At 69.9% G+C, this 25,465-nt stretch carries 27 protein-coding genes; 19 read left to right on the forward strand and 8 right to left on the reverse strand.

Annotated elements, in window-relative coordinates:
- Window positions 1-70: 70 nt before the first annotated feature.
- The 3 genes from ACFC1J_RS04790 to ACFC1J_RS04800 form a co-directional block, all read right to left on the reverse strand.
- Window positions 71-328 carry a hypothetical protein gene (locus ACFC1J_RS04790; protein ID WP_375903004.1) on the reverse strand — a complete coding sequence of 86 codons (258 nt, stop codon included), beginning with the start codon at window positions 326-328 and terminating at the stop codon, window positions 71-73.
- 172 nt (window positions 329-500) lie between these two features.
- Window positions 501-1,868, reverse strand: a complete 1,368-nt coding sequence (locus tag ACFC1J_RS04795) for an MATE family efflux transporter (RefSeq protein WP_375903006.1) — start codon at window positions 1,866-1,868, stop codon at window positions 501-503.
- 45 nt (window positions 1,869-1,913) lie between these two features.
- Window positions 1,914-3,476: a DUF222 domain-containing protein gene (locus ACFC1J_RS04800; protein WP_375903008.1), complete on the reverse strand. Its 1,563-nt coding sequence runs from the start codon at window positions 3,474-3,476 to the stop codon at window positions 1,914-1,916.
- A 282-nt stretch (window positions 3,477-3,758) separates the two neighbouring features.
- On the opposite strand from ACFC1J_RS04800, the gene ACFC1J_RS04805 reads away from it, so the two are divergent.
- Complete coding sequence (locus ACFC1J_RS04805) at window positions 3,759-4,310, forward strand: DUF1992 domain-containing protein (RefSeq protein ID WP_375903010.1); 552 nt, start codon at window positions 3,759-3,761, stop codon at window positions 4,308-4,310.
- Window positions 4,311-4,328: 18 nt separating this feature from the next.
- Here the strand turns inward: ACFC1J_RS04805 and ACFC1J_RS04810 are convergent, their stop codons facing one another.
- Both ACFC1J_RS04810 and ACFC1J_RS04815 read right to left on the reverse strand, forming a co-directional pair.
- Window positions 4,329-4,826: a hypothetical protein gene (locus ACFC1J_RS04810; RefSeq protein ID WP_375903011.1), complete on the reverse strand. Its 498-nt coding sequence runs from the start codon at window positions 4,824-4,826 to the stop codon at window positions 4,329-4,331.
- On the reverse strand, window positions 4,823-5,293 hold the full coding sequence (locus ACFC1J_RS04815; RefSeq protein WP_375903013.1) for a DM13 domain-containing protein: 471 nt from the start codon (window positions 5,291-5,293) through the stop codon (window positions 4,823-4,825). Before ACFC1J_RS04815 ends, ACFC1J_RS04810 begins: the two co-directional genes overlap by 4 nt.
- 151 nt (window positions 5,294-5,444) lie before the next feature.
- Here ACFC1J_RS04815 and ACFC1J_RS04820 point away from each other — a divergent pair, with 151 nt between their 5' ends.
- The 12 genes from ACFC1J_RS04820 (at window position 5,445) to ACFC1J_RS04875 (ending at window position 16,511) form a co-directional block, all read left to right on the forward strand.
- Window positions 5,445-6,155: a response regulator transcription factor gene (locus ACFC1J_RS04820; protein ID WP_375903015.1), complete on the forward strand. Its 711-nt coding sequence runs from the start codon at window positions 5,445-5,447 to the stop codon at window positions 6,153-6,155.
- A complete protein-coding gene (locus ACFC1J_RS04825; protein ID WP_375903017.1) occupies window positions 6,152-7,300 on the forward strand; it encodes a sensor histidine kinase in 1,149 nt (382 codons plus the stop codon). The genes ACFC1J_RS04820 and ACFC1J_RS04825 overlap by 4 nt, the downstream gene beginning before the upstream one ends.
- Before the next feature lie 194 nt (window positions 7,301-7,494).
- A complete protein-coding gene (locus ACFC1J_RS04830) occupies window positions 7,495-7,947 on the forward strand; it encodes a prepilin-type N-terminal cleavage/methylation domain-containing protein (RefSeq protein ID WP_375903019.1) in 453 nt (150 codons plus the stop codon).
- A gap of 65 nt (window positions 7,948-8,012) precedes the next feature.
- On the forward strand, window positions 8,013-8,387 hold the full coding sequence (locus ACFC1J_RS04835; protein WP_375903020.1) for a Tfp pilus assembly protein FimT/FimU: 375 nt from the start codon (window positions 8,013-8,015) through the stop codon (window positions 8,385-8,387).
- The gene (locus ACFC1J_RS04840) at window positions 8,384-8,968 is read left to right on the forward strand and encodes a PilW family protein (protein WP_375903022.1); all 585 of its coding nucleotides are present in this window, start codon (window positions 8,384-8,386) and stop codon (window positions 8,966-8,968) included. Before ACFC1J_RS04835 ends, ACFC1J_RS04840 begins: the two co-directional genes overlap by 4 nt.
- Window positions 8,959-10,692 (forward strand): hypothetical protein, encoded by a 1,734-nt coding sequence (locus tag ACFC1J_RS04845; RefSeq protein WP_375903023.1) that lies wholly within the window; start codon window positions 8,959-8,961, stop codon window positions 10,690-10,692. The genes ACFC1J_RS04840 and ACFC1J_RS04845 overlap by 10 nt, the downstream gene beginning before the upstream one ends.
- Window positions 10,689-11,609 (forward strand): prepilin peptidase, encoded by a 921-nt coding sequence (locus tag ACFC1J_RS04850; RefSeq protein ID WP_375903025.1) that lies wholly within the window; start codon window positions 10,689-10,691, stop codon window positions 11,607-11,609. Before ACFC1J_RS04845 ends, ACFC1J_RS04850 begins: the two co-directional genes overlap by 4 nt.
- A gap of 34 nt (window positions 11,610-11,643) precedes the next feature.
- Complete coding sequence (gene pilM / locus ACFC1J_RS04855; RefSeq protein WP_375903027.1) at window positions 11,644-12,702, forward strand: pilus assembly protein PilM; 1,059 nt, start codon at window positions 11,644-11,646, stop codon at window positions 12,700-12,702.
- Window positions 12,702-13,382 carry a hypothetical protein gene (locus ACFC1J_RS04860; RefSeq protein WP_375903029.1) on the forward strand — a complete coding sequence of 227 codons (681 nt, stop codon included), beginning with the start codon at window positions 12,702-12,704 and terminating at the stop codon, window positions 13,380-13,382. The genes pilM and ACFC1J_RS04860 overlap by 1 nt, the downstream gene beginning before the upstream one ends.
- The gene (locus ACFC1J_RS04865; protein WP_375903031.1) at window positions 13,379-14,137 is read left to right on the forward strand and encodes a hypothetical protein; all 759 of its coding nucleotides are present in this window, start codon (window positions 13,379-13,381) and stop codon (window positions 14,135-14,137) included. Before ACFC1J_RS04860 ends, ACFC1J_RS04865 begins: the two co-directional genes overlap by 4 nt.
- Window positions 14,134-15,273, forward strand: coding sequence for a type IV pilus twitching motility protein PilT (locus ACFC1J_RS04870; protein WP_375903033.1), 1,140 nt, complete (start codon window positions 14,134-14,136; stop codon window positions 15,271-15,273). Before ACFC1J_RS04865 ends, ACFC1J_RS04870 begins: the two co-directional genes overlap by 4 nt.
- Window positions 15,261-16,511 (forward strand): type II secretion system F family protein, encoded by a 1,251-nt coding sequence (locus ACFC1J_RS04875; RefSeq protein ID WP_375903035.1) that lies wholly within the window; start codon window positions 15,261-15,263, stop codon window positions 16,509-16,511. Before ACFC1J_RS04870 ends, ACFC1J_RS04875 begins: the two co-directional genes overlap by 13 nt.
- Here ACFC1J_RS04875 and ACFC1J_RS04880 read toward each other — a convergent pair.
- Window positions 16,508-18,175 carry a GspE/PulE family protein gene (locus tag ACFC1J_RS04880; protein WP_375903037.1) on the reverse strand — a complete coding sequence of 556 codons (1,668 nt, stop codon included), beginning with the start codon at window positions 18,173-18,175 and terminating at the stop codon, window positions 16,508-16,510. The genes ACFC1J_RS04875 and ACFC1J_RS04880 overlap by 4 nt on opposite strands.
- A 184-nt stretch (window positions 18,176-18,359) precedes the next feature.
- Here ACFC1J_RS04880 and ACFC1J_RS04885 point away from each other — a divergent pair, with 184 nt between their 5' ends.
- The 5 genes from ACFC1J_RS04885 (at window position 18,360) to ACFC1J_RS04905 (ending at window position 22,634) form a co-directional block, all read left to right on the forward strand.
- Entirely contained in the window at window positions 18,360-18,590 is a 231-nt protein-coding gene (locus ACFC1J_RS04885) for a hypothetical protein (RefSeq protein WP_375903039.1), read from the forward strand.
- Window positions 18,587-18,982 (forward strand): type II toxin-antitoxin system VapC family toxin, encoded by a 396-nt coding sequence (locus ACFC1J_RS04890; RefSeq protein WP_375903041.1) that lies wholly within the window; start codon window positions 18,587-18,589, stop codon window positions 18,980-18,982. The genes ACFC1J_RS04885 and ACFC1J_RS04890 overlap by 4 nt, the downstream gene beginning before the upstream one ends.
- Window positions 18,983-19,125: 143 nt before the next feature.
- Entirely contained in the window at window positions 19,126-21,093 is a 1,968-nt protein-coding gene (locus ACFC1J_RS04895) for a M13 family metallopeptidase (protein ID WP_375903043.1), read from the forward strand.
- Between the two features lie 223 nt (window positions 21,094-21,316).
- On the forward strand, window positions 21,317-21,709 hold the full coding sequence (locus ACFC1J_RS04900; protein ID WP_375903045.1) for a hypothetical protein: 393 nt from the start codon (window positions 21,317-21,319) through the stop codon (window positions 21,707-21,709).
- A gap of 49 nt (window positions 21,710-21,758) precedes the next feature.
- Window positions 21,759-22,634 carry an NAD-dependent epimerase/dehydratase family protein gene (locus tag ACFC1J_RS04905; protein WP_375903047.1) on the forward strand — a complete coding sequence of 292 codons (876 nt, stop codon included), beginning with the start codon at window positions 21,759-21,761 and terminating at the stop codon, window positions 22,632-22,634.
- Between the two features lie 70 nt (window positions 22,635-22,704).
- Here ACFC1J_RS04905 and ACFC1J_RS04910 read toward each other — a convergent pair whose 3' ends face one another.
- Together ACFC1J_RS04910 and ACFC1J_RS04915 are read right to left on the reverse strand one after the other, a co-directional pair.
- A complete protein-coding gene (locus tag ACFC1J_RS04910; protein ID WP_375903049.1) occupies window positions 22,705-24,174 on the reverse strand; it encodes a peptide MFS transporter in 1,470 nt (489 codons plus the stop codon).
- A gap of 47 nt (window positions 24,175-24,221) precedes the next feature.
- The gene (locus tag ACFC1J_RS04915) at window positions 24,222-24,638 is read right to left on the reverse strand and encodes a VOC family protein (protein ID WP_375903051.1); all 417 of its coding nucleotides are present in this window, start codon (window positions 24,636-24,638) and stop codon (window positions 24,222-24,224) included.
- 90 nt (window positions 24,639-24,728) lie between these two features.
- Here ACFC1J_RS04915 and ACFC1J_RS04920 point away from each other — a divergent pair, with 90 nt between their 5' ends.
- Window positions 24,729-25,337, forward strand: a complete 609-nt coding sequence (locus ACFC1J_RS04920) for a hypothetical protein (RefSeq protein WP_375903053.1) — start codon at window positions 24,729-24,731, stop codon at window positions 25,335-25,337.
- The last annotated feature ends 128 nt before the right edge of the window (window positions 25,338-25,465 follow it).

A 25,465-nucleotide genomic window follows, 5' to 3' on the forward strand; every position in this document is an offset into this window, starting at 1 on the left:
CCGGACCGCCGTCGGTCTGCGCGGATCGCGAGTCTTCGCCGGTCCGTGCGGATCCGGTCCGGGTCGCTCGTCAGTCGCGGTCGATGCCGAAGGTGTGCTTCATCAGGGCGCTGACGTCGCGGTCGACGTTCCGGATCTCGGTGCGCAGCCCCGCGATCTCGCCCTTGAGGTCCGTGCGCAGCTCGGACAGCTCGCCCTTGAACTCGGTTCGAAGGCCGCTGATCTCGCTCCGGACGACACGCGTGAACATCGTCGTGACGATCGTGATCATGCCGAACATCCCGGCGGCGAACACCCCGATGAGCGTCCACACCTGCGGTTCGTTCATGGTCAGCACCCCTTCAGTGTCGCGTGGATCCGCCCAGATTGCCAGGTCCTGAGTCCTCTGGGCAGCTGATCACGGGATCGGTGCACAAGATCGCGGGGACCCTCACTGTGCGGACCGGATGCTCCGGATCGGGGCCCTCTCCACGATCAACCCGGGCCTGACGCGGGCCGTCTCAGACCTCGAGCGCGAGCCAGCGTCCGGTCCGCACCCGGAGACCCAGTGTGGCGAGCCTCGCGCACAGGTACACGCCGAAGAATGCGACGGCGAGCCAGACCAGGCCTGCGACGCCGTTCACCCCGGTCGCGGCGATGATCGCGAGCGCAGGCAGGAACGGCACGAGGTTCAGGCCGCCGGCGATCGCGAGGTAGCGCGCGTCGCCGGCGCCCATGAGCACTCCGTCGAGCACGAACACGATGCCCGCGATCGGCTGGGCGATGGCGAGCACGACGAGGGCGGGCTGGATCAGCGCTGCAAGGGCCGGGTCGCCGGTGAAGGCGAGTCCGATGACCGCCGACAGCGCGGCGATGAGCACGCCGACGATCACTCCGAACCAGGCGCCCCAGGCGACGGTGCGGGCGAGCACGTGCCGTGCCCCGTTCGGATCCTCCGCGCCCAGGCTCTTGCCGATGAGGGCCTGGGCGGCGATCGCGAGCGCGTCGAGCGCGAATGCCGCGGCGGAGAAGATCGTGAACACGACCTGCCAGCCGGCGAGCTCGCGCGTGCCGATGCCGGTCGCGATGCCCACGGTCGCGAGCAGTGCCACCCGCAGGCTCACGGTGCGCAGGAACAGCCAGCCCCCGGAGCGTGCGGATCCGCGGATTCCGCTCAACTCGGGTGCGACCGAGGCTTCGTGCCGGCGGGCCAGGCGCCCGATCACGAGCACGTAGGCGCCGACCATGCCCCACTGGGCGACGACCGTGCCGAAGGCGGATCCGGCGATGCCCCAGCCGAATCCGTAGATGAAGAGCCAGTTCAGCAGTGCGTTCGCCGCGAAGCCGATGCCCGCGATCCACAGCGGCGTGACGGTGTCCTGCATGCCCCGCAGCAGACCCGTCGCGGCGTAGACGACGAGCATCGCGGGCAGCCCCCACATGGAAGGCGCGAGGTAGGCGGCGGCCTGCGCCGCGACCTCCGGGCTGGCGCCGAACAGCGGGATCACCGCGGGCGTGAGCAGCGAACCGATCACCGCGAGCACCGCGCCGAGGCCGAGCGCGAGCCACATGCCGTCGATGCCGACCGACACGGCGTCGCCGTGCTCGCCCGCGCCGAACCGCCGCGCGACCGCAGGGGTGGTCGAGTAGGCGAGGAAGATCATCAGCCCGACGATGGTCTGCAGGATCGCCGACGCGATGCCGAGCCCCGCCAGCGGCGTGGTGCCGAGGTGCCCGACGAGGGCCGCGTCGACCATGAGGAACGCGGGCTCCGCCACCAGTGCGCCGAGGGCGGGCACGGCCAGGCGGATGATCTCGCGGTTCAGAGTCGGTGCCCCGCTCGGGCGCGATCTGTCACCCGGGCTCGGGTTCGGCGTCGGGGAGGGCACCGTACGAGCCTAGAGGCGGCAGGGGACACGGTGCGCCGCCGGTGCTCATCCCGGCGGGGCGAGGCCCGTGGCGAGGAGTCTTCGGATCGCACCGGGGGCGCCGCCACGGGTGCGAGGGCGGTGCCAGGTGCGGGTGCGATCCCACCAGGCGGGGCCGCGGATCTCTGGCACGCCGTGACGCATGCGGATCTGCCAGGCGGACACTCCGAGCGTGCGGTGGTGGTGCCAGCACAGGGCGACGCCGTTGCTGGTGTGCGTGGGCCCGCCCTCGGCGTGCTCGCGGACGTGATGGATCTCGCACCAGGTCGCGGGGGTGTGGCAGCCGGGGATCAGGCATTCCCGGTCGCGGAGCAGGATCGCGCGGCGTTGCGCCGCGTTGAAGATGCGGGCCGTGGTGCCGATCGACACGATCTGCCCCTGTTCGTCGAACAGCACCCGCTGCACCCCTCCCGCGCAGGCCGTGTGCTGAGCGACGCTGCGGGGCACGTCGACCCCAGAGCCTTCGATGAATGCCCGCCCGGTGCCGTTCGCGTAGTCTTCGGCCGCCACCGACACCACGAGTGTCGGGGCTGCACCGCCGAGGGCGGGCATGGCGGAATGCCCGGCCGCGATGTTCAGGATCGCCGCGAGGTTGTCGTGATTGCGCTGCGCGCGCGTGCGGGCGTCGATCGGGGCGCTCGGGCCACCGGCGAACACCGGCTCGAGAGGGTTCGTGTCGTCCTCGACGAATCGGACCGCTCCCTGTGCTTCTTGCGTCGCAGGTTCCCCGGATGCCAGGCCGTCGAGGACGTCACAGCCCGTCTCGCCGAGGCGCCGGGTGAGGCACGGCGCATCCGTCGCGGCAGGGTTGTTGAACGCGTCGAACAGACGCTCCAGTGCCCCCGCGACTTCGGGTAGCAGCCCGCCGTGCACCGGACGCACCCCGTCGCGGAGCCGGCCGATCGTGAACCCCCGGTTGCGCTCCGCCTTCCGGTCGTCGGGTTCGGCGCCGTCCGGGTCCAGCGCGAGCATGAGGGCCTGCGCATGATTCGCGAGCTCGTCCGTCGACGGCGCGGGGCCCGGCCTGCCGCACTCGTCGGGCAGATCGAGACCGCGCGCCATGGTCGCGAGGATCTCGTCGACGGCGCCTCGGGCGTCGGCGCTGATCCTGTCACCGGATCGCTCGACCGGCCCGATCGCGGCGAGCAGCCCGGCCGTCGAGATCTCCCCGTCGCGCAGCACCTGCCCCAGCGCCTCATACCGCGCAGCCCCATGATCGCCCGAGGAGTGCAGGAAGCCGCGTCCGACCGCGTCGGCGGCGCGCACGTACCGGCGGGCGGCGGCGGTATCCACGCGCAGCGCCCGACGCAGCAGTTCGGTCACGTCTGCGCACCCTGCCGAGGTGGTGAGCGTGGTCGACGCGGCTCCTGCGTCGCGGTGCACGGCATGCACGGTCGCGGTCGTGATCGTGCCGTCGAGCAGCCGCTGCATCCGCCCCAGGGCCTGCAGGATCCGGATCGCTTCGTCGTCGGAGACTCCGTCGAACTGGCCCGCCATCTCGCGCGACGCGCACACTTGCCGGAGCAGGTGCTCGACCTGCTCCAGAGTCTCGTGCGTGGTGGCTGCCATGCCTCCATTCAACAGGGGGCCACCGACATTCGAACCTCCAGATCAGGGGTAATTTCCGAGCTGTGCAGAACTTCCGCGGATCGGTCCCTGTGGAGGACGATGAGTCCCTCGTCCCGTGGTCGCGAGCGGCGTTCGTACTGCACTCGAAAGACCGACTCGCAACCCACGGACGAGGCAAGGGGCCGCTCGCGCCTGCGAAGGAACCGGCCGGATCCGCTCGTCCGAGGCGTGAGCGGCCGCATAGGCTGGCAGCACCCGAGGCGATCGACCGGAGGAGGCGTGATGAGGGATCCGGACCGCGTGCGCCGCGCGCATGATGCGGCACGGAGCGCTCATGGAGCCGCGGCGAGCTCGGGTCAGGAGCATCAGACCGCCCCGCCCGCCGCCCTGAACGCCGAGACGATGCCCGCGATCGTCGAGACCGCGATCCAGGTGGCCATCCGGCAGGGGCAGTTCGACGACCTTCCCGGAGCGGGCAAGCCGATCCCCGGTCTCGGCGATCATCACGACCCGGACTGGTGGATCCGTCGCAAGATCGAGCGCGAGAACCTCACCGGCCTCGGTCCGCCCGCGCTCATGCTGCGCGTGGAGGACCGCGAGCTCGACGCTCAGCTCGACGCCCTGCGGCGGGAGAGCGATGTGCGCGCGGTGCTGGAGGACTTCAACCGGCGCGTGATCGAGGCCCGGCGTCAGCTGCTCGGCGGCCCGCCCGTGGTGACGAAGCCCCGCGATGTGGACGCCGAGATCGAGGCGTGGCAGGGCCGCCGGGCGGCCACCGCTGCCGCGGAGCCACCGCTTCCGGAACCGAAGAAGCGCTGGTTCCGTCGGAGCTGACGAGGCCTCCCGCACGCGTCAATGCCCGCGCCGTCGCCCCCACCACCAGGCGACCCCGATGCGGCCCGACCCCGGCAGCGCCAGCACCAGCGCCGACAGCAGCACCATCGCCGGGTACTGCGCGATGAGCTGATCGGACGACCAGTACAGCATCAGGGTGGCGATGGATCCGAGCGCCGCGATCGTGGTCAGCACTCGACCCAGGCCGAGGACGAGCAGCACCCCCAGTGCGACCTCGAGCGCCGGGATCGCGATGCCGAACAGGTCCGGCGCCGCCTGCATGAGCGCTCCCAGAGGCCGGAAGAAGAATGGCACCCGGCTGTTGCCGGCGGTGCCCTGCGCGACGAGCAGGATGTCGGCGGATCCGAATCCCGCGCGGTATTTCAGGATCCCCTCGTTCAGCCACAGCGCGCCCACCGCGATCCGAGCCGCCGCGCCGAGTAGTGCGGAGGCGAGCGGCCAGGGCGCGGTGCGGGCAGGCTCCCCACGGCCGACCCGCACCGCGGTCGCGGTCATGAGAGGGAAGCGGCCCCGAACACCGCCTTGGCCTTGTCGCAGTGGATCACGACGTCGGTGTACTTCGAGAGGTCCACGCCGCTCAGCATGAACGTCTGCGACGCCTTGTCGAAGGCGATCGCGTCGATCTGCGTGCCCGCGGAGACGGCGGCCTCGTCGGTGCCGTTCGTCAGGTACACGTGCAGGTCGGGACCCTCGTCGGAGGAGAAGTCGCTGAGCATGAGCTCGGATCCGGAGACCGTCACGGTGCCGTCGACCTTCTTGCCGTTCAGGCCCATGAAGGTTCCGGTCTTGTGCATGTCGTCCATGGAGGCCATCGGGGACGAGCTCGGCTCCGACGAAGACGTCGACATCGTGTCGGACGACGGCGTGGATCCTCCCGGAGTCGAACTGCAGCCCGCGAGCGACAGGCCCAGGGCGAGGACGGCCACGCCGAGCGAGGCGGGGACGAAAGCGATCTTGCGCATGAGTGCTCCATTCCGTGGATGCGCCGGCGACGGACGTGCCGGCTGTCGGGGACGAAACCGACGGTAGATACGGCACGAGCGCCGCGGGGGAGTTCTTTCGGGGCCGTAAGGAACCCGGATCCGGCACGTGCACCGGGATTAGCCTCTGAACATGGAGACGTCAGCGATCGCGCTGCCCCGCGTGGTGGTCGTCGAAGACGACCCCACCGTGCGCGCGGCCGTCGAGCGCTACCTCGGCGCGAACGGCTACCTCGTGGAGGCGTTCGGGGACGGGATCTCGGCGCAGCGCGCGGTGCGAGCGGATCCGCCCGACGTGCTCATCGTCGATCGCATGCTGCCGGGCATCAGCGGCGACGAGCTCGCGCGCGATGCCCGGGCGCGCTCCGCCGTGCCGATCATCATGCTCACCGCGCTCGGCGAGGTCGAGCAGCGCATCGAGGGGCTGGAGACCGGCGCGGACGACTACCTCGTGAAGCCCTTCGCGCTGCGGGAGCTGCTGCTGCGGATCGGGGCGCTGCTGCGCCGTTCCAGGGCGGCGGCCGCGCCGACCCGTGAGATCGTGCGGGGCGACTTCCGGCTGGATCCGGCCCGCCGTCGGGTGCACGTGCGCGGGGAGGAGGTGCCGCTCGCCGCGCGCGAGTACGAGTTGCTGGCCCACCTCGTGCAGCACGACGGGGAGGTGCTGTCCCGCGACGACATCCTGCGCGAGGTCTGGGGCTGGTCGTTCGGCGAGGCCAGCACGGTGACCGTGCACGTGCGCCGGCTGCGGGAGAAGATCGAGCAGGATCCGCGTCGTCCGCTGCATCTGCTCACGGAATGGGGCGCCGGCTACCGGTTCTCGGCGGACGGGTCCGGCTCATGATGCCCCTCGGTGTCGCGGATGTGCTGCTCATCCTGCTCACCGCGCTCGTCTGCGCCGCCGTCGTCACGTATCTGGCCCTGCTGGTGCTGCGCCGGGCACGACGGGCCGGGCTGACGCTGCGACTGGTGGTCGTCGGGGTCGCTTCCGTGCTCGCACTGGCGACCGGCGTCCTGGCGATCTCGGCGGAGATGTACCTGTCGGCGCACGACTTCACGGTGCTGGTCTGGGTGCTCGGTGCGGCGCTGCTGTGCGCGCTCGCGACGGCGTGGATCACGGCCCGCGCGGCGCGGAGCTCGGTGCGAGGGCTGACGGCCGCGGTGCGCCGGGTCGGCGAGGGCGATGTCGTCGACGGCGGATCCAGCGGCTGGCGGGAGTTCGACGAGCTGTCCGCCGAACTCGCCGAGGTGTCCGCGAAGCTCAGCGAAGCCAGGGGCGATCTGGAGCGGCTGGACTCCGACCGCCGCCGCTTCCTCGCCTGGGTCTCGCACGATCTGCGCACCCCGCTCACCGCGATCCGCGCGCTCGCCGAGTCGGCCGAGGCGGGGCTCGCGGACCCGGATGCCTTCCCCGGCCAGGTCCGCGCCCAGGTCGAGACGATGGGGCGTATGGTCGACGACCTCTTCGAGCTGTCCCGCATCACCTCGGGCTCGCTGCGGTTGCGCGCCGAGCAGGTCGAGCTGCTCGACGTGGTCTCGGACGCGGTGGCCGACGTGCGCGCGGCGGCGGGGGAGCACCGCGTGCGCATCGTGCAGCAGGGCATCGACGGGCACGTGCTGTGGGCCGATCCGCACCAGCTCACGCGCGTGATCGTGAACCTGCTCACGAACGCCGTGCGGCACGCGCCGGAGGGATCCGAGATCCTCGTGTTCGCGGAGTCGCCATCGCCGCACCGTCTCGTGCTCGCCGTGCTCGATCACGGCAGCGGGGTGGCCGTCGAAGACCTGGATCGCATGTTCGAGGTCGGCTGGCGCTCGGATCCGTCCCGTACCGGCGGTGCCGCTCCGGATGCCGTGGCGTCGGGGGCGGGGCTGGGCCTCGCGATCGCCCGCGGGCTCGCCAGGGCGCACGGCGGAGACGTGTTCGCCGAGCACACCGACGACGGCTTCTGCCTGAAGGTGCTGCTGCCGGTGACGCCGGGATCCTGAGGCCCTCCGCGGGCCCGAGACGGCGCGGACTTCCGGTAGCCGGGATCTCGGACGACTGCGCTTGGTATCCCGAAATAGTGGTTTCGGCTTTCCTCTTGCGCTGACACGATGACAGGTCCATCCTTTTCCCAGGATGAGAGCTCTGGGACAGCTCGAGTCCGAATCTGGGGACCGGGACAACCCGGCATTGGTTGATGGGCGCAGGGACGCGTCGGTTCGCAGAGTGCGTTTTTACCCGAAACGACTCTCTGAAATGGGGACAAGCAATGCTCGCTATTCGTCGCGCCCTCGAGGCGAAGAAAGAAGCACGTGAGAACGGTGAAGAAGCCGGGTTCTCACTGATCGAGTTGATCATCGTGGTGGTGATCATCGGCATTCTCGTGGCCATCGCGCTGCCGCTGTTCGGATTCATCCAGAAGACCTCGGTGGACGGGGCGACGCAGTCGAACACCAAGAACGCGTCGACCACGGCCGTCGCTCAGGTCGCCTCCGGAGCCACCGTCGATGTGACGGCGCAGGCCGTCAATGGCACGGTCCTGGCAGTTTCGGGAACCACCGCATCGACGATCTGCGTCAGCGGATACAACCCGAACGGCCAGAACTACATCAGCGTGGCGACGGCGTTCAAGTCCGGGCCCGGCTGCTAACTGTCCGCGCACTGCGGCCGGGATCGACTCTCGGTCCCGGCCGGATCGGTCGAGGGGTGGTCAGAGTGTCCACGACGCGAACGGACGACGAGGGCTTCGGCCTCGTCGAACTCATCATCGCGATGTTCCTCCTCGCCCTCATCACGATCGCCCTGATCCCGGCGCTCTACAACGGGATCATCTATTCCTCGCAGCAGGCGACGACCGCGACCGCGACGCGTCAGTTGAACACCCTGGTCGAGCAGGCCCGGCAGACGCACACCTGCAACGCGTTGAGCTCGGCCGCGTCACTGCGGAACTTCGCCGACGGCGCTCAGCAGGGCTTCTCGACGTCGGGGACGTACGACTGCGGCACGAGCCCGGCACGGCTGTCGCTCACCGCCAAGGGCGCGAACAACTCGACGCTCGCCACGGTCGAAGCACTGGTGTACCTGCAATGAACATGCACAGCGACGTACGGGACGACGACGGGCTCTCGCTCGTCGAACTCGTCTTCTATGTCGTGATCCTCGGACTCATCACGACGGGCATCGCCGTCGTCTTCTTCCACACCTGGAAGGCCCAGGCCAGCGTCAGCGATCAGGTGGACGCGACGGAACGCGGTCAGCTCGTGTCCTCGCAGATCGAGAAGGCCCTGCGCAGCGCGGTCGCGTACGAGATTACGGATCCCTCGCTCACGGCATCGGGATCGACCGGATCCACTCTCGTGGTGGCGACCGCGATGACCGGCTCGAACGCCTGCATGGCGTTCGGCCTCGGCGGCGGGACCGCGCAACTCACCACGACCTCCGGCGGGGCCGTGACACCGGCGCCGTGGCCGACCTGGCAGACGGGGGTCACCGCGCACCGGACCTCCGCTGGCACACCGGTTCCGTTCTTCACGCAGATCGGCACGGACGTCAGCTACTCCTTCGACGTCACAAGCGCGAACGGCCCGGCCGTCCATTTCGAGGGCACCGCCTATCTGCGCAATCCCACGTGGGGCATCCGGCCGGGAGGGGGGAGCCAGACATGCTTCTGATCCACCACCTGTCGGTGCGATGGCGCAGAAGCCAGGCTGAGGACCAAGGCGTCGCCCTCGTCCTGGTCGTCTTCGTGATGCTGATCGGCCTCATCGCCACGGCGACCATCGCCGCAGCCATCTTCTTCGTCATCAACGGGAACGTCGGCAACAGGCGCAGCACGCAGTCCTTCATCGCGGCGGAGTCTGGCAGGGATTCGGTCGTGGCGGCGCTGACGGCGGCCATCGCGGCGAACAGCTGCGGCGCGTCGACGATGACGGCGAACAGCATGTCCCAGGGGTCCGGTCCCTACTTCGACACCGCGGCACAGGCGATTCAGGTCGCCGCCGGCGGCAGTGCCCCGACCTCCTGGAACAATGCCGTGTCGCCGGACTGCCCGACGAAGGACACGAGCTACGTCGTCATCCGGTCGACCGGTTACGGCACGAGCAGCGTCGCGGGCGAGAAGACGACGATCCTGTCGGTCTACCAATGGCAGGTCACGCAGCACACCTCGCAGAGCGGGACCATGGCGGGAACCAACGGCTCGTTCCACGGAGTCGGCGGAGGCTCTTCGAGCAATACCCTCACCGGCGACCTCGTCGTCCGTACCAGCGACTACACCTGCAGCGGCTCGAGCGTGATCGACGGCGACCTCTGGGTGCTCGGCGGATCGGACGGCACGAACGGAGGCAACGTCACGCTCACGGGCGGCTGCCACATCACCGGGAGCATCTTCGCGAACGGGTCGATCGGCACCAACGGTGCCAATCCGTCGAACCCGATCATCGTCGGGAAGAGCCTCCTGGCCGGCGGCGCGATCACGATGTCGTCCAATGGCACGACGATCGGCGGAGCGTGCGCGGCCGCGGACGGATCGTCCTGCGGGCAGGTCGCCTCCGGTGGCGCCGTACAGCTCAGCAAGACCGGCAGCGCAGGGACCATCAAGGGCGCCGTGACCGGCAGGACCGCGCCCGTGATCGACCCGCTGGGCTGGACCCATCCGGACGGTTCGGCGCTCGTCGGCGCCGTCGGCCCCGCGCCGACGTTCACCCCGCCGCTCAACTCCGCGCAGAACGGCGGCTCGACCGCCGGCACGGTCTACGCCATGACGACCTGGATCGAATTCGGTGCGGGGATCGCCTGGCAGGGCACGCCGGCGACGGCGACGACCTCCGTCTGCCCGGCCGATCCGAACGCCGTCCTCGCGGCGGCGACCGGCCCGGTGATCCTGGACTACTCCCGATCCGGGTGCTCGGCCACCTCGGGGAACACGACGACGATCGCCCTCACGGCGGGCAGCGTGCCGCAGGACGCGGTCTTCCTCGTCGCGCCGGGCAAGAGCATGAAGGTCCAGATCAACGGGAGCCTCACGGGTCCCTCCAGCCCGACCTCGCAGATCTTCTTCGTGCACCAGAGCCTGAACACCGGCAACGTCGCGACCGATTGCGGCCGGCCGTCCGGCGACAGCTTCACCTCCGGATCGGTGACGATCGCGCCGCGGATCATGGTCTACACGCCCTGCGGCATGGACGGGACCTGGACCGGAACGCTGACCGGACAGTTCTACGTCGGCGGATCGATGACCTACAACGGGGACTTCACCTGCCTTCCGATGTCGTGGATCCCGACCCCGTCGCCGATGCCGAACATGAACTGCAAGATCCTCGGTTCGGGCGGGGCGGCGGGCAGCACGACCTACACCCTGTCGCTCGGCAACCTCATCTCCCAGGCGGAGCAATGATGTCGTTCCTTGTGCTCGCCGTCGCAGGCCTCTACGGATTGATCATCGGATCCTTCCTCAACGTCGTCGCGTACCGCGTGCCCGCCGGGATCCCGCTGGTCCGCGAGAGCCGGTGCCCGAGCTGCGGTGAGCACATCCGCTGGTGGCAGAACGTCCCCGTGATCTCGTGGGTCGTGCTCCGCGGTCGGTGCGCGGCGTGCGCGGCCCGCATCAGCGGCCGCTATCCGATCGTGGAAGCCGCCACGGGGATCGCATTCGCCGGGGTCGCGTGGTGGGCGATGACGGCGGGCGCCGCCCGTTTCGTCGAGGGCGGCGCGGCGGCGCTGCCCTCGCGGGGACTCCTCGGAATCGCGGGGGTCGGCGACCCCGCCGTCACGTGGTCGAGCGGCCCCGAGGTCTGGATCGTGCTGGTCGCGTTCCTGGGCTTCGCCGCGGTGTCGATCGTGCTGACCCTCATCGATCTCGACACGCGGCGGTTGCCGAGCGCGATCGTCGTGCCGAGCATCGCGGGGGGAATCGTGCTGCTGGGCGCGGCCGCCGTCGTCGCCACGGCGACGGGATCCGCGGATGCCGGGTGGGGGGAGCTGCTGCGCGCGCTTGCCGGCGCCGTGATCCTCTACGCCTTCTACTTCACGCTGCGACGGATCAAGCCGCGCGGGATGGGCGGAGGAGACGTGAGGCTTGCGGCCCTGGTCGGGCTGTACCTCGGGTGGACGGGATGGGGTGCGCTCGCAGTGGGGGCTTTCGCGGCCTTCCTGTTCGCCGGGGTCTACGCCGGCGTGCTGATGCTGCTGAGGCGGGCCGGACGCAAGACGGCGATTCCTTTCGGCCCGTGGATGATCGCCGGCGCCTGGGCCGGGATCGCGCTCGGCGAGCCGGTGTGGCGCTGGTACCTCGGACTGCTGGGGATGCACTGAGCCGCAACGGCTCAGCGGGGGAAGGGGAACGGACATGGCGAAGACTCACGTGGGCGTCGAGATCACGGAGGAGAGCGTCCGCGCGGTGGAGGTGAGCGTCGAACGTCAGCCGCAGGTGCTGGCCTATGGCGAGGTCGTCCTGCCCCCGGACTCCGCGCACGACTCGGAGGTGCTCGATCAGGGGGCCGTGGCCGTGGCCATCCGGCAGCTCTGGAATATCGCGAAGATCGGATCCAAGTCGGCGACCCTGGGTATCGCGAGCCGTCGCGTGCTGGTGCGCGAGCACACCACGACGGCCCTGGCGCCGGAGCTGCTGCGCCAGGCACTGCCGTTCCAGGTGCAGGATCTGCTGCCCGTGCCGGTCGCGCAGGCCGTGCTCGACTACTACCCGACCTCGCAGCACGGCGACCAGTTGCACGGACTGCTCGTCGCCGCCGTCTCGGAGACGATCGAGTCGATGATCGCCTCCTTCGCCCGGGCGAAGATCCGCGTCGACGGCGTCGACCTCGGAGCGTTCGGCCTCGCCCGCGCCGCCGCTCGGGTCGTGCCGGCGGGCACCGCGGCCGTGGTCCACATCGGCGACCACACCACGCAGATCGTCATCCTGCGCGACGGGATCCCGGACTTCGTGCGCATCACCCCCGTCGACCTGGAGACGGTGGCGGTGCGCAGGCGCGCGGCCCAGATGGTCGCGCCCGACGGCGCGGGGGACGGGACGTTCGTCGCCGCCGGTGCTCTGGATCCGGCTCGCCTCGTCGTCGCCGACCTCGCGGGGGCCGCGGGCATCGTGCCGCATGGCGCGCTCCGCTCCGACACCGCGCTGCGCCCGGTCGCCGACGTGATCGGCCGGATACGGGGCACGCTCTCCTTCTATGCGAACAGGCCGGCCGCCCCGCCCGTCGAAGAGGTGCTGCTGTGCGGGGCCGGGGCCGCTGTCGACGGCGTTCTCAGCGGCTTGGTGGAGACCGTCGACGTGCCCGTCCGCACCCTCGGCATCGCCGATCTGCTGCCGCTGCGAGTCCCGGAACCGACCGGGGAGCTCGCTCTCAACCTCGTGAGCACGCTCGGGCTCGCCCTCGGAAAGGAACGCTGATGGCACGCATCGTGACCGCCGCGCCCGGCGGGGTGCCACGGGTCGACCTGCTGCCCCGGTCCGAGATCGAGCGCAGGGAGCGCGAAGCCCTCTCCGCCGTCTGGGTGCGGATCTGCCTGCTCGCCGTCCTGCTCGCGGCGGTGCTGATCGGCGGGGCGTTCGTCTGGAACCTCTTCGCGCAGCAGCGGCTCTCCGCGGAGCAGGACCGTTCGCAGCAGCTGATCGGTCAGATCGCCGAGCTCTCCGACGTGAGCAAGGCGCTGGCGACCGAGAGCGAATTGCAGGGCTTCCGCTCCGAGGCCATGGGATCCGACTTCGCGTGGAGCGGCATATTCGACAAGGTCCGGAACTCCCTGCCCTCCGGCACGTCTCTCATCGGCTTCGCCTTGACTCCGGGAGCTTCCCCCGCCGCGACGACGAGCGGCGTGGATGCGGCGAAGAAGGCGAGCGCGGCGAAGAAGGCGGTCGGGCTCACCGGGACGCTCACGATCGACAGTCCGACGGCGGTGGATCTGGGTTCGTACGTGCGCTCCCTGCGAGGGGTCGCCGGCATCCTGTCGGCCGATGCCAATGCGACCACGAGCGGCGCCTCCGCCGTGGGGCGGTTCACCTACAAGGTCGACATCACCTTCGACCAGACGGTCTACTCGGGCCGCTTCGCCGAGGAGGCGACGAGATGACGAAGTCCCTGATCACGCTCATCGGCGCGATCGTCTCGATCGCTATCGTGGCCCTCGCGGTCGTCTTCGGCGTGCTGCCGCTGGTCGGCCAGTCGTTCACGGCGCTCGGCGACACCGGACAGGCCGCGACGACCAATCGTGGGTACGAGAAGCAGATCAGCGACCTGCAGAAGCAGAAGGCGCGGAAGGACGAGATCGACGCCGCGGTCTCCGACTTGCGTGCGCAGATCGCCGCGGCACCCGACCTCGACCAGGCGTTCGACGTCATCTCGGGCTCCGCCCAGACCGCCGGCGTGGTCATCACCAGCATCGCCCGCGGCGACCTCGCGGCGTACATCGCGCGCACCTCGCCGATCCAGGCGGGCCCCGAGGCTGCCGCCGCCGCGAAGAAGACGCCGCCCGCCGCCCCGACGACCCCTCAGCCGACCGGTCCGTCGGATCCGGTGGCTGCGGCGAACAGCACGGCGGCGCAGGCGAGCAGCAGCGCGGCAGAGACATCGAAGGTCGCCGGAGCCGGTGCGTCCCCCGCGCCGGCTCCGGTGGGGGGAAGCCGCCAGCAGATCCCGATCACGGTCGTCGCGAACGCGGCGGACATGACCGCGGTGCAGGCGTTCCTGGACGGACTGCGCGGATCCGGCCGGCTGCTCGGGATCGACAAGGTCGAGGTCACGGGCAGTGACGGCAGCTTCGTCGTGAACCTGGATGTGCTCGCGTTCGTCAGCCCTGACGACCCGACCTCTGGAGCCTCGAAATGAGCGCCGCGGAGCTCACGCGCATCCTCGCGATCGGCGCCCGCGCCGGCGCGAGCGACGTGCATGTGACCGCGGGGGCCGCGCCGCTCATGCGCGTCGACGGCGACCTCGTGCCCGTGCCGCGGCATGAGCAGGCGCTGAGTGCCGGCTGGGTCGAGCAGGCGGCGTACGACCTCATGACCCCGGCGCAGCGGGAGGAGTTCGCCACCCACCACGAGGTCGACCTGGCCCATGCCGTGGACGAGATCGGGCGCTTCCGCGTGAACATCTTCCGCCAGCTCGGCGAGATCGCGATGGCGCTGCGCTTCATCCCCGGCCGGGTGTTCAGCCTCGAAGAGCTCGGCGCCCCGGCGATCGCGTACGATCTGGCCCTGCGCCCGCGGGGGCTCGTGCTGCTGACCGGTCCGACCGGATCCGGGAAGTCGACGACGCTCACGGCCATGGTCGACATCATCAACGCGACCCGTCCCGTGCACGTCGTGACGATCGAGGATCCGATCGAGTTCCACCACACCAGCCGGCGAGCCCTCATCCACCAGCGCGAGGTCGGATCCGACACCGCGTCCTTCGCCGAGGCGCTGCGACGCGTGCTGCGGCAGGACCCCGATGTGATCCTCGTCGGCGAGCTGCGCGATCCGGAGTCGATCTCGACCGCGCTGTCGGCGGCGGAGACCGGACATCTCGTGCTCTCCACGCTGCACACGCAGGGCGCGGCGAAGTCGGTCAACCGCATCGTCGACGTGTTCCCGGCCGATCAGCAGCACCAGATCCGCACCCAGCTCGGCGACACGCTGCAGGGCATCATCAGCCAGACGCTGCTCCCGCGCGCCCAGACGGTGGGGCGCACGATCGCGACCGAGGTGCTGATCAACACTCCGGCGGTCGCGAATCTGATCCGCGAGGGCCAGGTGTCTCAGCTGTACTCGACGATGCAGTCGAGCCAGTCCGTCGGCATGCACACGCTCGACCAGGATCTGCGCCGCCTCGTCGGAGACGGCGTGATCGCCGCGCACGTCGCGCGCACGTTCGCCGTGGATCCGAAGTCGATCGACGGCGTGCACGTGAAGCCCGCGGATCTGGACGCCGAGTCGTGGTCGACGTTCGCCGCCGGGCGGCAGCTCGAGGAATGGGGATCCTGATGGCCGGGGTGCAGGAGTACGAGTACCAGGCGCTCGACGCCGCCGGTGCGCAGACCGTCAAGGGCACGATGGATGCGGTGAGCGACAGCGCGGTCGTCGCCAAGCTCCGCGCGCAGGGCCTCACGCCGCTGCGCGTCGCGCCAGTCGCGAAGACGGGCCTGCATCGCGAGATCTCGCTGCCGTCGCTGCGCAAGGGGGTCTCGGCGAAGACGCTCGCGATCTTCTCCCGTCAGATGGCGGCGCTCATCAACGCCGGCCTTCCGCTGCTGCGCACCCTCACCGTGCTGGCGGAGCAGGCCGATGACAAGAAGCTGCAGCAGGCGCTCGTCATCGTGCAGACCGACGTGGAGTCCGGATCCTCCCTGTCCGCGTCGATGGGACGGCACCCGCAAGTGTTCCCGCCGCTCATGGTGTCGATCATCCGCGTCGGCGAGGCGGGCGGGTTCCTCGGCAAGGCGCTGACCTCGATCGCCGAGACGTATCAGAAGCAGGCAGACCTGCACGCGAAGATCCGCGCCGCCACGACCTACCCGCTGGTCGTGCTGATCATCGCGATCCTCGGCGTCACGGCGATGCTGATCTTCGTCGTCCCCGTGTTCAAGAGCATGTTCGCGGGACTCGGCACGAGCCTTCCGCTGCCGACCCAGATCCTCGTCACGGTCTCGGAGAACATGAGGTGGATCGCGCCGGCGGTCGCCGTGCTGGTAATCGCGCTGTGGATCTGGTGGGCGCGCAACCGCTACACGGACGCGTACCGCAAGGTGGTGGATCCGTTCCTGCTGAAGCTGCCGATCTTCGGCAAGCTGCTGACGAAGATGGCGGTCGCCCGCTTCACCCGGAACCTGTCGATGATGCTCGACGCCGGCGTGCCGATCATCCAGGCGCTCTCGATCGTCGGACAGGCGTCGAACAACTGGAAGATCGAGCAGACCGTGCGCGACATCCAGGAGTCGATCCGCGGCGGGCGCTCGTTCGCCGCGCCGCTCGCCGCGGCCGAGGTGTTCCCGGCGATGGTGTCCCAGATGGTCGCCGTCGGCGAGGAGTCCGGCACGCTCGCAGAGATGCTCGGCAGCATCGCCGACTTCTACGAGGACGAGGTCGAGACCGCCACGGAACAGCTGTCGTCGCTCATCGAGCCGGTCCTGATCGTCGGGCTCGGCGTGGTCATCGGCGGCATGGTGATCTCCCTCTACCTGCCGATCTTCACGCTGTACGGCGACCTCGCGAAGCAGCACTAGACCGAGACCCGCAGCACCTCTTCGATCGTCGTGATGCCCTGCGCCACCTTGGCCCAGCCGTCGTCGCGCAGCGGGATCATGCCCTGCTCCAGGGCGATCTCACGCAGCTCACCGCCGGTCGCACGGCCCACCAGCGCCTGCTCGATGCGGTCGGTGACCTCCATCGCCTCGTGTAGTGCGACCCGGCCGCGGTAGCCGGTGCTGGAGCACGCCGTGCACCCCACCGCCTGGAACACGGTGGCGCCGTCGACGAGGTCGAGCGGCATGCCGACGGCCTCGAGCATCGCCCGGTCGCCGTCGATCGGCTGGCGGCATTTGGTGCACAGCCGGCGCGCGAGTCGCTGGGCGATCACCGCGCTCAGCGCCGTCGCCACGAGGAACGGCTCGGTGCCGATCTCCACCAGCCGGGTGAGCGCGCTCGGGGCGTCGTTGGTATGCAGCGTCGAGAGCACGAGGTGGCCGGTCAGCGCCGCCTCGATCGAGATCGCCGCGGTCTCCCGGTCGCGGATCTCGCCGACCAGCACGACATCCGGATCCGCCCGCAGGATCGATCGCAGCGCGGTCGCGAACGTGAGGCCGGCCCGCGGGTTGACCTGGATCTGGTTGATGTCGGGGATCCGGTACTCGACGGGATCCTCGACCGTGATCACGTTCACGCGCGGGTTCGCGACGGCCCGCAGCGCCGTGTAGAGCGTCGTGGACTTGCCGGATCCGGTCGGACCCGTCACCAGCACCATGCCGTGCGGGCGGGAGATCGCCTGCGTGAAGCGCTCCGCATTGCGCTCGGAGAACAGCAGATCCGACATCAGCATGACCTGCCCGCTGTTGTCGAGGATGCGCATCACGATCTTCTCGCCCCACACCGTCGGCAGGGTCGCCACGCGCAGGTCGACGCTGCGCCCCTCGTGCAGCACCGAGATGCGCCCGTCCTGCGGCACTCTCTTCTCGGCGATGTCGATCGACGACATGATCTTCAGCCGCGAGATGACGCCGTCCTGGATGCTGCGGTCCGCGCGCTGCATCTCATGCAGCACGCCGTCGATGCGGAACCGCACCGTGAGCCGGTGCTCGCCCGGCTCGATGTGGATGTCGCTCGCACGGTCGTTGATCGCCTGCGTGATGAGCAGGTTCACGAACCGCACCACGGGCGCATCCGCGTCCTGATCGTCGAGCTGCTCGGTGAACACGATGTGGGCGGAGGTCGACGCCTCGCCGATCTGCTCGGACAGGTCGGTGAGCTCCTCATCCGAGCGCAGGAACCGTTCGAACGCCTGGTTCAGCGCCTCGCCGGTGACCACGACCGGGCTCACGCGCAGGTCCGTGATGCTGGCGACGTCGTCGAGGGCGATGATGTCGGTCGGATCCAGCATCGCCACCGTCAGCTGATCGCGGTACTGCCGCAGCGGCAGCAGGCGGTAGCGCCGGCACATCACGCCGGGCACGAGCGAGATGACCTCAGGATCCAGCGGGTACGCGGAGAGGTCGACGAACGGCGTACCGGTGTTCATCGACACCGCCTCGGCCAGCTGCGCCTCGCTGATCAGCCCCTTGCGCAGCAGATACGGCGACAGCGCGTCTCCGTCTCCGACCACGCCGATCGCTGCAGTGACGTCTTCGGCCCGCGCCGCGCCAGACAGCACGAGCATCTGCCCCATTCCGCGCATGGGATCCCCATCCCGCAGCGCCCCAGACGCCGCTCTCCTGCTCATAGTAGGACCGCGCGGGGCTGCATGGTGGATCGATATTCCGGTCGACATGGCGAAGACCCTCCCGGAGTCTTGACGCGGTCACCGGATCCAAGTCGCCGGGCACTTGCAGATGTGATCGTGATGAAGTCATCATGGAAAGATGACGATGATCCAGGTTCGCAACGTTCCCGAGGATCTGCACCGCCTGCTCAAGATCCGTGCGGCGCAGGAAGGGCTGACGCTCTCGGAGCTCGCGCTCAATGAGCTGCGCCGTGCGATGGAGGTGCCGTCGGCGGCGGAACTCAAAGAGCGCTTCCGCAATCGCCCGACTCGGCCCTACAACGGCGAGACCGCGGCGGAATCGACGCGTGCGGAGCGCGACGCCGCGTGATCGTGCTCGACACCTCTGCGCTGGTCGAACTGCTGCTCGCCCTCCCGCTCTCGAGACAGGTGGAGGAGCGGCTCGATCGAGCGGACTGGCAGGTCGCTGCTCCGCAGCTTCAGGCCGTCGAAGTGCTGCAGGTGCTTCGCCGCCGCGTGAGTGCCGGCATCACCACGCTCGCCGAAGCGGACCGAGCTCGCGAGCTTGTTCGCGATCTGGGGATCCGTCCGTTCGAACATGATCTGCTCGTCGAGCGGATCTGGCAGCTGTGCGAGAACCTCACGGCGTACGACGCGAGCTATGTCGCCCTCGCGGAATTGCTGGGTGTCGAGTTGGTGACGACGGACGCTCGTCTCGCCCATGCGCCCGGGAACGACGCGCGCGTGGTCCTGCTGAGCTGACGCGTTCGCCCGCGGCGTCGGCTGCCGCTCAGCGGTCGCGCAGTGCGGCTTCGGGATCTGGATTCCCGCAATCCGCGACCAGCGAACAACCGGGACGCGGATCCGCTCTCCTCTTGTCGGGGCGTCCGCATAGGCTGGGCCTCATGACCGACGTTCTTCCCTCCGGCCTCGCCATCGGCGACTTCGACCCCGCGATCCGCCCTCAGGACGACCTCTACCGGCACGTGAACCACACGTTCCTCTCCACGACCGAGATCCCCGCCGACAAGGCGCGCTGGGGATCCTTCCACCTCCTCGCCGATCAGTCCGAGAAGGACGTCCGCGCGATCATCGAGGAGGCGCAGGGCGCGGAGCCGGGCACGGAGGCGCGCAAGATCGGCGACCTCTTCACGAGCTTCATGGACACCGAGCGCATCGCCGCGCTCGGCACCGCTCCTCTGGCCGAGCCGCTCGCCGCGGTCGACGCGATCACGACGATCGATGAGTTCCTCGCGACGATCGGATCCTTCGACCGTCAGGGCATCGCCGCGCTCATCGGGGTGTTCGTCGAGCCCGACCCCGGCAACCCGGAGCGCTATGTGCCGTTCGTGGTGCAGGCCGGGATCTCCCTGCCCGACGAGAGCTACTACCGCCTCGACAGCTTCGAGGCCACGCGTGCCGCCTACCGGGCGCACCTCGAGCGGATCCTGACCCTGGCCGGCGTCGCGGACGCCGCAGGTCAGGCCGACCGCGCCTTCGCGCTCGAGCACGACATCGCGGGGCACCACTGGGACAACGTGGAGAGCCGCGACGCGGTCAAGACCTACAACCTGAAGAGCTGGGACGAGTTCCAGACGCTCGTCGGGGTCGACCTCGCCTCCTGGCGCGACGCGGTCGCCGGTCCCGCGGGAGCTGACGCCTTCGCCGAGGCCGTCGTCTACCAGCCGAGCTTCTTCGAGGGGCTCGGATCCCTGCTCACCGCGGGGCGCCTGGAGGACTGGAAGGCGTGGCTGCGCGCCAAGGTCGTGCACGGCCTCGCGGCCTACCTCACGGATGACATCGTGCAGGAGAACTTCTCCTTCTACGGCACGGAGCTCACCGGCGTCCCCACGATCCGCGAGCGCTGGAAGCGCGGCGTCTCGCTCGTCGAGGGCTCCCTCGGTGACGCGGTCGGCAAGGTCTACGTCGAGCGGCACTATCCGCCGGCCGCGGAGCAGGCGATGGGCGATCTCATCGGCAACCTGCTCGAGGCCTACCGGCAGTCGATCACCACCCTCGAGTGGATGAGCCCGGAGACCCGGGAGAAGGCGCTCGCCAAGCTCGACACGTTCACGCCCAAGATCGGGCACCCGAAGGTGTGGCGCGACTACTCGACCGTGACGGTCGACGCGGGCGACCTCATCGGCAACGCCGGTCGCGCGGCGCAGTTCGAACACGACCGCACGATCGGCAAGGTGGGCAAGCCCATCGACCGTGACGAGTGGTTCATGCCGCCGCAGATGGTGAACGCGTACTACAACCCGCTCATGAACGAGATCGTATTCCCTGCGGCGATCCTGCAGTACCCGTTCTTCGACGCCGGGCGCGATGCGGCGGCCAACTACGGCGGGATCGGATCCGTCATCGGTCACGAGATCGGGCACGGCTTCGACGACCAGGGCAGCCGCTACGACGGTGACGGCAAACTGCAGGACTGGTGGACGGACGATGACCGCGCCGCGTTCGAGGAGCGCACGAAGTCGCTCATCGCGCAGTACGACGCGCTCGTGCCGGAGGGCCTGAGTGCCGAGCACCACGTGAACGGCGCCCTCACGATCGGCGAGAACATCGGTGACCTCGGCGGCCTCGGCATCGCGCTGAAGGCGTACGAGATCGCGCTCGGCGGCGCAGAGGCCCCGGTCATCGACGGCCTGACCGGCGTACAGCGCCTGCTGCTGTCGTGGGCACAGGTGTGGCAGCAGAAGAGCCGCGAGGCCGAGACGATCCGCCTGCTCACGATCGACCCGCACTCGCCCAACGAGTTCCGCTGCAATCAGATCCTGCGCAACATCGACGCCTTCTACGAAGCTTTCGATGTGACCGAGTCGGACAAGCTGTGGCTCGCCCCCGAGGAGCGCGTCACGATCTGGTGACACTCCCTTCACGTGACGCCCGCCCTGGCCTGTGCCGGGGCGGGCGTTCGACGTTGCGGGCCCTTTTCGGGGTCGTTGAGCGAGCACGCCCGGAGGCCGAGCGAGACGAAACGCGGTTCCTGCGAAGGCACCGCGTTTCGTCACTTCGACTCGCTGCGCTCGCTCGGTTGCCGCCTTGGGCGTCCTCGCTCAACGACCGGGGCGGCGCGGGTAGGCTCGCCGGATGATTCCCGCAGACTGGACTCCGCATCGCCGCGAGGATGGCGAGCTCCTCGGCTGGATCCGCCCTGAAGGCGCCGACTGGCTCGCGGTCGACGTGCTCGGCCGCGAGCTCACCGGCGAGATCGACTGGCTCGACGCCGAGGCCGCGCTCGAGGAACACGGGATCCGGTGGCTCGCGGATCCGTGGGTCCTCGAAGGCGAGGCCGAAGGGCCGCTGCGGGTGCAGATCGTCGAGGTCGTGCCCGAGGGCGAAGGGCGGATCACGGTCAAGGTCGACGACTTCGGCGACATGCAGCGCCCGCCGACGCAGCGCTACACCCTGGCGTGGCCGCTCCCCGCACGCCTGCGTCCGCACGGTCCCGGCGACCCCGACGGGCGCACGATCACACGCTAGTCGCGGGGGATCCGGGAATATCCGAGCGGGTGCGGCGTTCGCGAAAGGCATGAAGGTTCTTCTCACCGGCGCGACCGGCTACATCGGCACTTCCGTCCTCGACCGGCTGCTCGCAGAAGGTCACACCGTGACCGCCCTCGTCCGCGATGCGGTGAAGGCGAGCGCCGTGGAGGCGGCCGGGGCGACCGCCCTCATCGGCGACGTCACGGATCCCGTGCTCGTGGCGGAGGCCGCGGCCGCCGCGGACGGCGTCATCCACACCGCCTCCACGCCCGAGGGCGATGCCGCATTCATCGACGCCGTGCTCGGTGCGCTCGAGGGCACGGGCAAGCCGTTCGTGCACACGGGCGGAATCTGGAGCTACGGCGCGGCGAGCGACATCACGGAGCAGACTCCGATCGACCGGCCGGCCCTCACCGCCTGGCGCGGCGCAGGGGAGGCGAAGGTGCTCGGCGCCTCCGGCGTCCGCGGCATGGTCGTCGCGCCCGCCGCGGTCTACGGACGCGGCGGCGGCCTGGTGCGGATCCTCACCGACGCGACCGACGGGGGTGTGCTCCTGATCGGCGACGGCAGCCAGCACTGGACCACGGTCGACGTCGACGACCTCGCCGCCTTGTACGTGCTCGCGCTCGAGAGCGGCCGCGCGGGGGAGACCTATATCGGTGCCTCCGGGGAGAACCCGACCGTCCGCGAGCTCGGCGAGGCGATCGCGTCCGGATCCGACGTGGCAGAGGGCGTCCGCGCCGAGAGCGTCGAGCAGACCCGCGCCCGACTCGGCGAGGCGTTCGCCGACGCGCTCCTCCTCGACGAGCAGGCCTCGGGCGCCAAGGCGCGCACCGAGCTCGGCTGGACCCCGACCGCGCGCCCGCTCCTGGAGCAGCTCGCGGCCGGCACCTACCTGGAGAGCGTCGCCGCGCGGGCCTGATCCCGAGACGCTCTCGCCGAACTGGGGGGCTGCCTCGAACAGAGAGGCAGACCCCCGGATCATGGCGCGGTCAGCGCACGCCCTTCATCAGCGCGAGCACGGGCTTGACCGACACCAGCAGGCCGATGCCCACGACGATCGCGATCGCGCCGAGGATCGAGAAGTACGGGACCTCGTTGTGCGGGTCGTAGAACTGCACGAGCCAGCCCGAGATCGCGGTGCCGAGCGAGACCGACAGGAAGAACAGCGCCACCATCTGCGTGTGGAACGCGGTCGGGGCCAGCTTGGTCGCCGCGGACAGTCCGATCGGCGACAGCAGCAGCTCGGCGACCGTGAACACGAACAGGATCCCGATGATCGCCAGCAGCGGCGTGGAATTCGCGGCGCCGCCGGCGAACGGCAGGAACAGCAGGAACGCCGCGCCCATGATGATCGCGCCGAGTGCGAACTTCACCGGCGTGGAGGGCTGGCGGGCGCCGAGCTTCGTCCAGATCGCGGCGAACACCCCGGACAGCACGATGATGAAGACCGGGTTGATCGACTGCACCCACGACACCGGCATCTCCCAGCCGAAGAGATCGCGGTTCAAGCGCTCGTCCGAGTACACGGTCAGCACGGTGAACTGCTGCTGGTACAGCGACCAGAACGCCACGCTCGTGATGAACAGCGGCAGGAAGCCCCACACCCGTGAGCGCTCGGTCGCGTCGATGCGGCGACTTGTGAGGATCACGGCGAAGTAGGCGATCGCGGCGACCGTGGCCGCGATGATCACGACCGTGGCGAGGTTGTCCGCCGTGATGACCCCGGTCAGCACGAGCGCGACGAGGACCAGGATCCCGGCGATCGCGATGACGACCGCCGTCGCGTAGCGGTTGCGCGGCAGCGGGTTCGCGATGCGGTGCGCCTCCGCGGGCAGCTTGCGGCGCCCGAACGAGTACTGCGCCAGGCCGGCGGCCATGCCGATCGCCGCGAGGCCGAAGCCGAAGTGGAAGCCCAGAGTCGACTGGAGCAGGCCAGTGAGGATCGGCCCGAAGAACCCGCCGAGGTTGATGCCCAGGTAGAACAGCGAGAACCCGGCGTCGCGCCGCGGGTCCTCGGCCGAGTAGAGGGTGCCGACCACGGAGGTCGCGTTGGCCTTGAGCCCGCCGGACCCGATCGCGACGAGCACCAGGCCGACGCCGACGCCGACGACGCCCGGCAGCAGCGCGAGGGCGATGTGTCCCGCCATGATCACGATCGCGCTGTAGAACAGGGTGCGCTCGGATCCGAGGAGCCGATCCGCGACCCACGCGCCGAGGATCGTCGCGAGGTAGACGGATCCGCCGTAGGCGCCGACGATGCCGCCCGCGACCCCCTTGTCGAGCCCGAGTCCGCCGTCGGTGACGGAGTAGTACAGGTAGATGAGCAGGATGCCCTGCATGCCGTAGAAGCTGAACCGCTCCCACATCTCGACGCCGAACAGGTGGGCGAGCGCCCACGGCTGCCCGAAGAATCGGGTGTCGCGTTCGCCGTGCGTGCGGGCTTCCTGTGCGGTGCTCATCATTCCAGGGTAAGCCGCGTCGCGGCGGGCCGGGGAGCGGGGCGGGGTCAGACCCTGGGCGCGAGCACGAACGCCCCGGTGTCGCCGGGGTTCATCGCGATCTCCCACCGGAACCCGTCGGGGTCGGCGAAGTAGCCCGAATAGCCGCCCCATTCGCGGTGCAGGGCGGGTGTGACGGGAGCGCCCAGCGCCGCCGCCTCGGCGAGCACCGCGTCGACCTCGGCGTCGGTCGCCACGTTGTGCGCCAGCGTGAGCGGGGCGATGCCGGGGGCGGGCGGTGCGCCGATCTCCGCGGTGAAACCCTCCACGCTCCAGAGCGACAGGATCATCCGGTCCGCGACGGGGAGCATCAGGACCTCGTCGGCTTCGAAGATCGGCTGCCATCCGAGACCGTCCACGTAGAAGGCTCTGCTGCGCGCGACGTCCGCGACGGCCAGGGTGATGAAGCTCACTCGCTGTTCCATGGGGGCCATGGTGCCACCGGCCTCTGACATCGGCCGCGGGCGGCGCCGGATGCGGAGAAGAGCGTCGAGGCGGTGTGATTCGATGAAGAGATGAGCGCAACGCAACACCCGGCGGAAAGCCCGTATCACGCACGTCTTCCGATCGGCGAGCGGCTCGACGCCACGCCCCTCACGGAGGGGTTGCCGTGGGCCTTCGAGCAGATCACGATGCGCCCGCTCGAGCCCATGCTGGTGCCGGAAGCACCGCGCGGCGGCGAGAGCGGTCCTGAGGACTGCGGACCCTGCGAGCCCAGCGCGCACACGATCTGGCGCGACGATCTCTGGCAGGTGCGCTCCGGGTGGGAGATCGGCGGTCTACCGTTCGTCGGCGCGATCTCGCCGCGTGAGCACTGGCTCCTCGAAGATGCGCCCGTCGACGTGCTCGCCGCCTTCGGCCCCCTGATGCAGCGCGTCTCCGCCGCGGTCAAGAGCATTCCCGGTGTCGCGCGCTGCCATTTCGCCCGGTGGAACGACGGATCCGCCCACCTGCATCTCTGGGCGCTGGCACGTCCGGCCGGGATGATGCAGGGCCGCGGCGCGGGTCTCGCATTCTGGGACGAGATCCTCCCGGCGATGCCGCCGGAGATGGCGGAGGCGAATCTGCGCAGGGTCGCCGAATCGCTTGCCTCTGGCGGTGGCGCGGCGTTCCCCGGACGCTGACTCGGTCGACCGCGGGTGGGGCACCGGCGCCGCCTCGGGTGCCCTCTCGCGCTCCGGAGGGCACCGATAGGATTGATCCGCGCCTCTTCGTGCGCATTCCCCGCATCATCGCGACCATTGGAGCCACC

The organism is Microbacterium sp. NPDC056052, from assembly GCF_042266785.1.
In the GTDB taxonomy this organism is placed as follows: Bacteria; Actinomycetota; Actinomycetes; order Actinomycetales; family Microbacteriaceae; genus Microbacterium.

Excerpts from the sequence above, each read along its gene's own strand:
- ACFC1J_RS04790 (WP_375903004.1), bottom strand. The coding sequence starts at position 328 with ATGAACGAACCGCAGGTGTGGACGCTCATCGGGGTGTTCGCCGCCGGG.
- ACFC1J_RS04800 (WP_375903008.1), bottom strand. The coding sequence starts at position 3,476 with ATGGCAGCCACCACGCACGAGACTCTGGAGCAGGTCGAGCACCTGCTC.
- ACFC1J_RS04805 (WP_375903010.1), top strand. The coding sequence starts at position 3,759 with ATGAGGGATCCGGACCGCGTGCGCCGCGCGCATGATGCGGCACGGAGC.
- ACFC1J_RS04810 (WP_375903011.1), bottom strand. The coding sequence starts at position 4,826 with ATGACCGCGACCGCGGTGCGGGTCGGCCGTGGGGAGCCTGCCCGCACC.
- ACFC1J_RS04815 (WP_375903013.1), bottom strand. The coding sequence starts at position 5,293 with ATGCGCAAGATCGCTTTCGTCCCCGCCTCGCTCGGCGTGGCCGTCCTC.
- ACFC1J_RS04820 (WP_375903015.1), top strand. The coding sequence starts at position 5,445 with ATGGAGACGTCAGCGATCGCGCTGCCCCGCGTGGTGGTCGTCGAAGAC.
- ACFC1J_RS04825 (WP_375903017.1), top strand. The coding sequence starts at position 6,152 with ATGATGCCCCTCGGTGTCGCGGATGTGCTGCTCATCCTGCTCACCGCG.
- ACFC1J_RS04830 (WP_375903019.1), top strand. The coding sequence starts at position 7,495 with ATGGGCGCAGGGACGCGTCGGTTCGCAGAGTGCGTTTTTACCCGAAAC.
- ACFC1J_RS04840 (WP_375903022.1), top strand. The coding sequence starts at position 8,384 with ATGAACATGCACAGCGACGTACGGGACGACGACGGGCTCTCGCTCGTC.
- ACFC1J_RS04845 (WP_375903023.1), top strand. The coding sequence starts at position 8,959 with ATGCTTCTGATCCACCACCTGTCGGTGCGATGGCGCAGAAGCCAGGCT.
- ACFC1J_RS04850 (WP_375903025.1), top strand. The coding sequence starts at position 10,689 with ATGATGTCGTTCCTTGTGCTCGCCGTCGCAGGCCTCTACGGATTGATC.
- pilM (WP_375903027.1), top strand. The coding sequence starts at position 11,644 with ATGGCGAAGACTCACGTGGGCGTCGAGATCACGGAGGAGAGCGTCCGC.
- ACFC1J_RS04860 (WP_375903029.1), top strand. The coding sequence starts at position 12,702 with ATGGCACGCATCGTGACCGCCGCGCCCGGCGGGGTGCCACGGGTCGAC.
- ACFC1J_RS04865 (WP_375903031.1), top strand. The coding sequence starts at position 13,379 with ATGACGAAGTCCCTGATCACGCTCATCGGCGCGATCGTCTCGATCGCT.
- ACFC1J_RS04870 (WP_375903033.1), top strand. The coding sequence starts at position 14,134 with ATGAGCGCCGCGGAGCTCACGCGCATCCTCGCGATCGGCGCCCGCGCC.
- ACFC1J_RS04875 (WP_375903035.1), top strand. The coding sequence starts at position 15,261 with ATGGGGATCCTGATGGCCGGGGTGCAGGAGTACGAGTACCAGGCGCTC.
- ACFC1J_RS04880 (WP_375903037.1), bottom strand. The coding sequence starts at position 18,175 with ATGCGCGGAATGGGGCAGATGCTCGTGCTGTCTGGCGCGGCGCGGGCC.
- ACFC1J_RS04885 (WP_375903039.1), top strand. The coding sequence starts at position 18,360 with ATGACGATGATCCAGGTTCGCAACGTTCCCGAGGATCTGCACCGCCTG.
- ACFC1J_RS04895 (WP_375903043.1), top strand. The coding sequence starts at position 19,126 with ATGACCGACGTTCTTCCCTCCGGCCTCGCCATCGGCGACTTCGACCCC.
- ACFC1J_RS04900 (WP_375903045.1), top strand. The coding sequence starts at position 21,317 with ATGATTCCCGCAGACTGGACTCCGCATCGCCGCGAGGATGGCGAGCTC.
- ACFC1J_RS04905 (WP_375903047.1), top strand. The coding sequence starts at position 21,759 with ATGAAGGTTCTTCTCACCGGCGCGACCGGCTACATCGGCACTTCCGTC.
- ACFC1J_RS04910 (WP_375903049.1), bottom strand. The coding sequence starts at position 24,174 with ATGAGCACCGCACAGGAAGCCCGCACGCACGGCGAACGCGACACCCGA.
- ACFC1J_RS04915 (WP_375903051.1), bottom strand. The coding sequence starts at position 24,638 with ATGGAACAGCGAGTGAGCTTCATCACCCTGGCCGTCGCGGACGTCGCG.
- ACFC1J_RS04920 (WP_375903053.1), top strand. The coding sequence starts at position 24,729 with ATGAGCGCAACGCAACACCCGGCGGAAAGCCCGTATCACGCACGTCTT.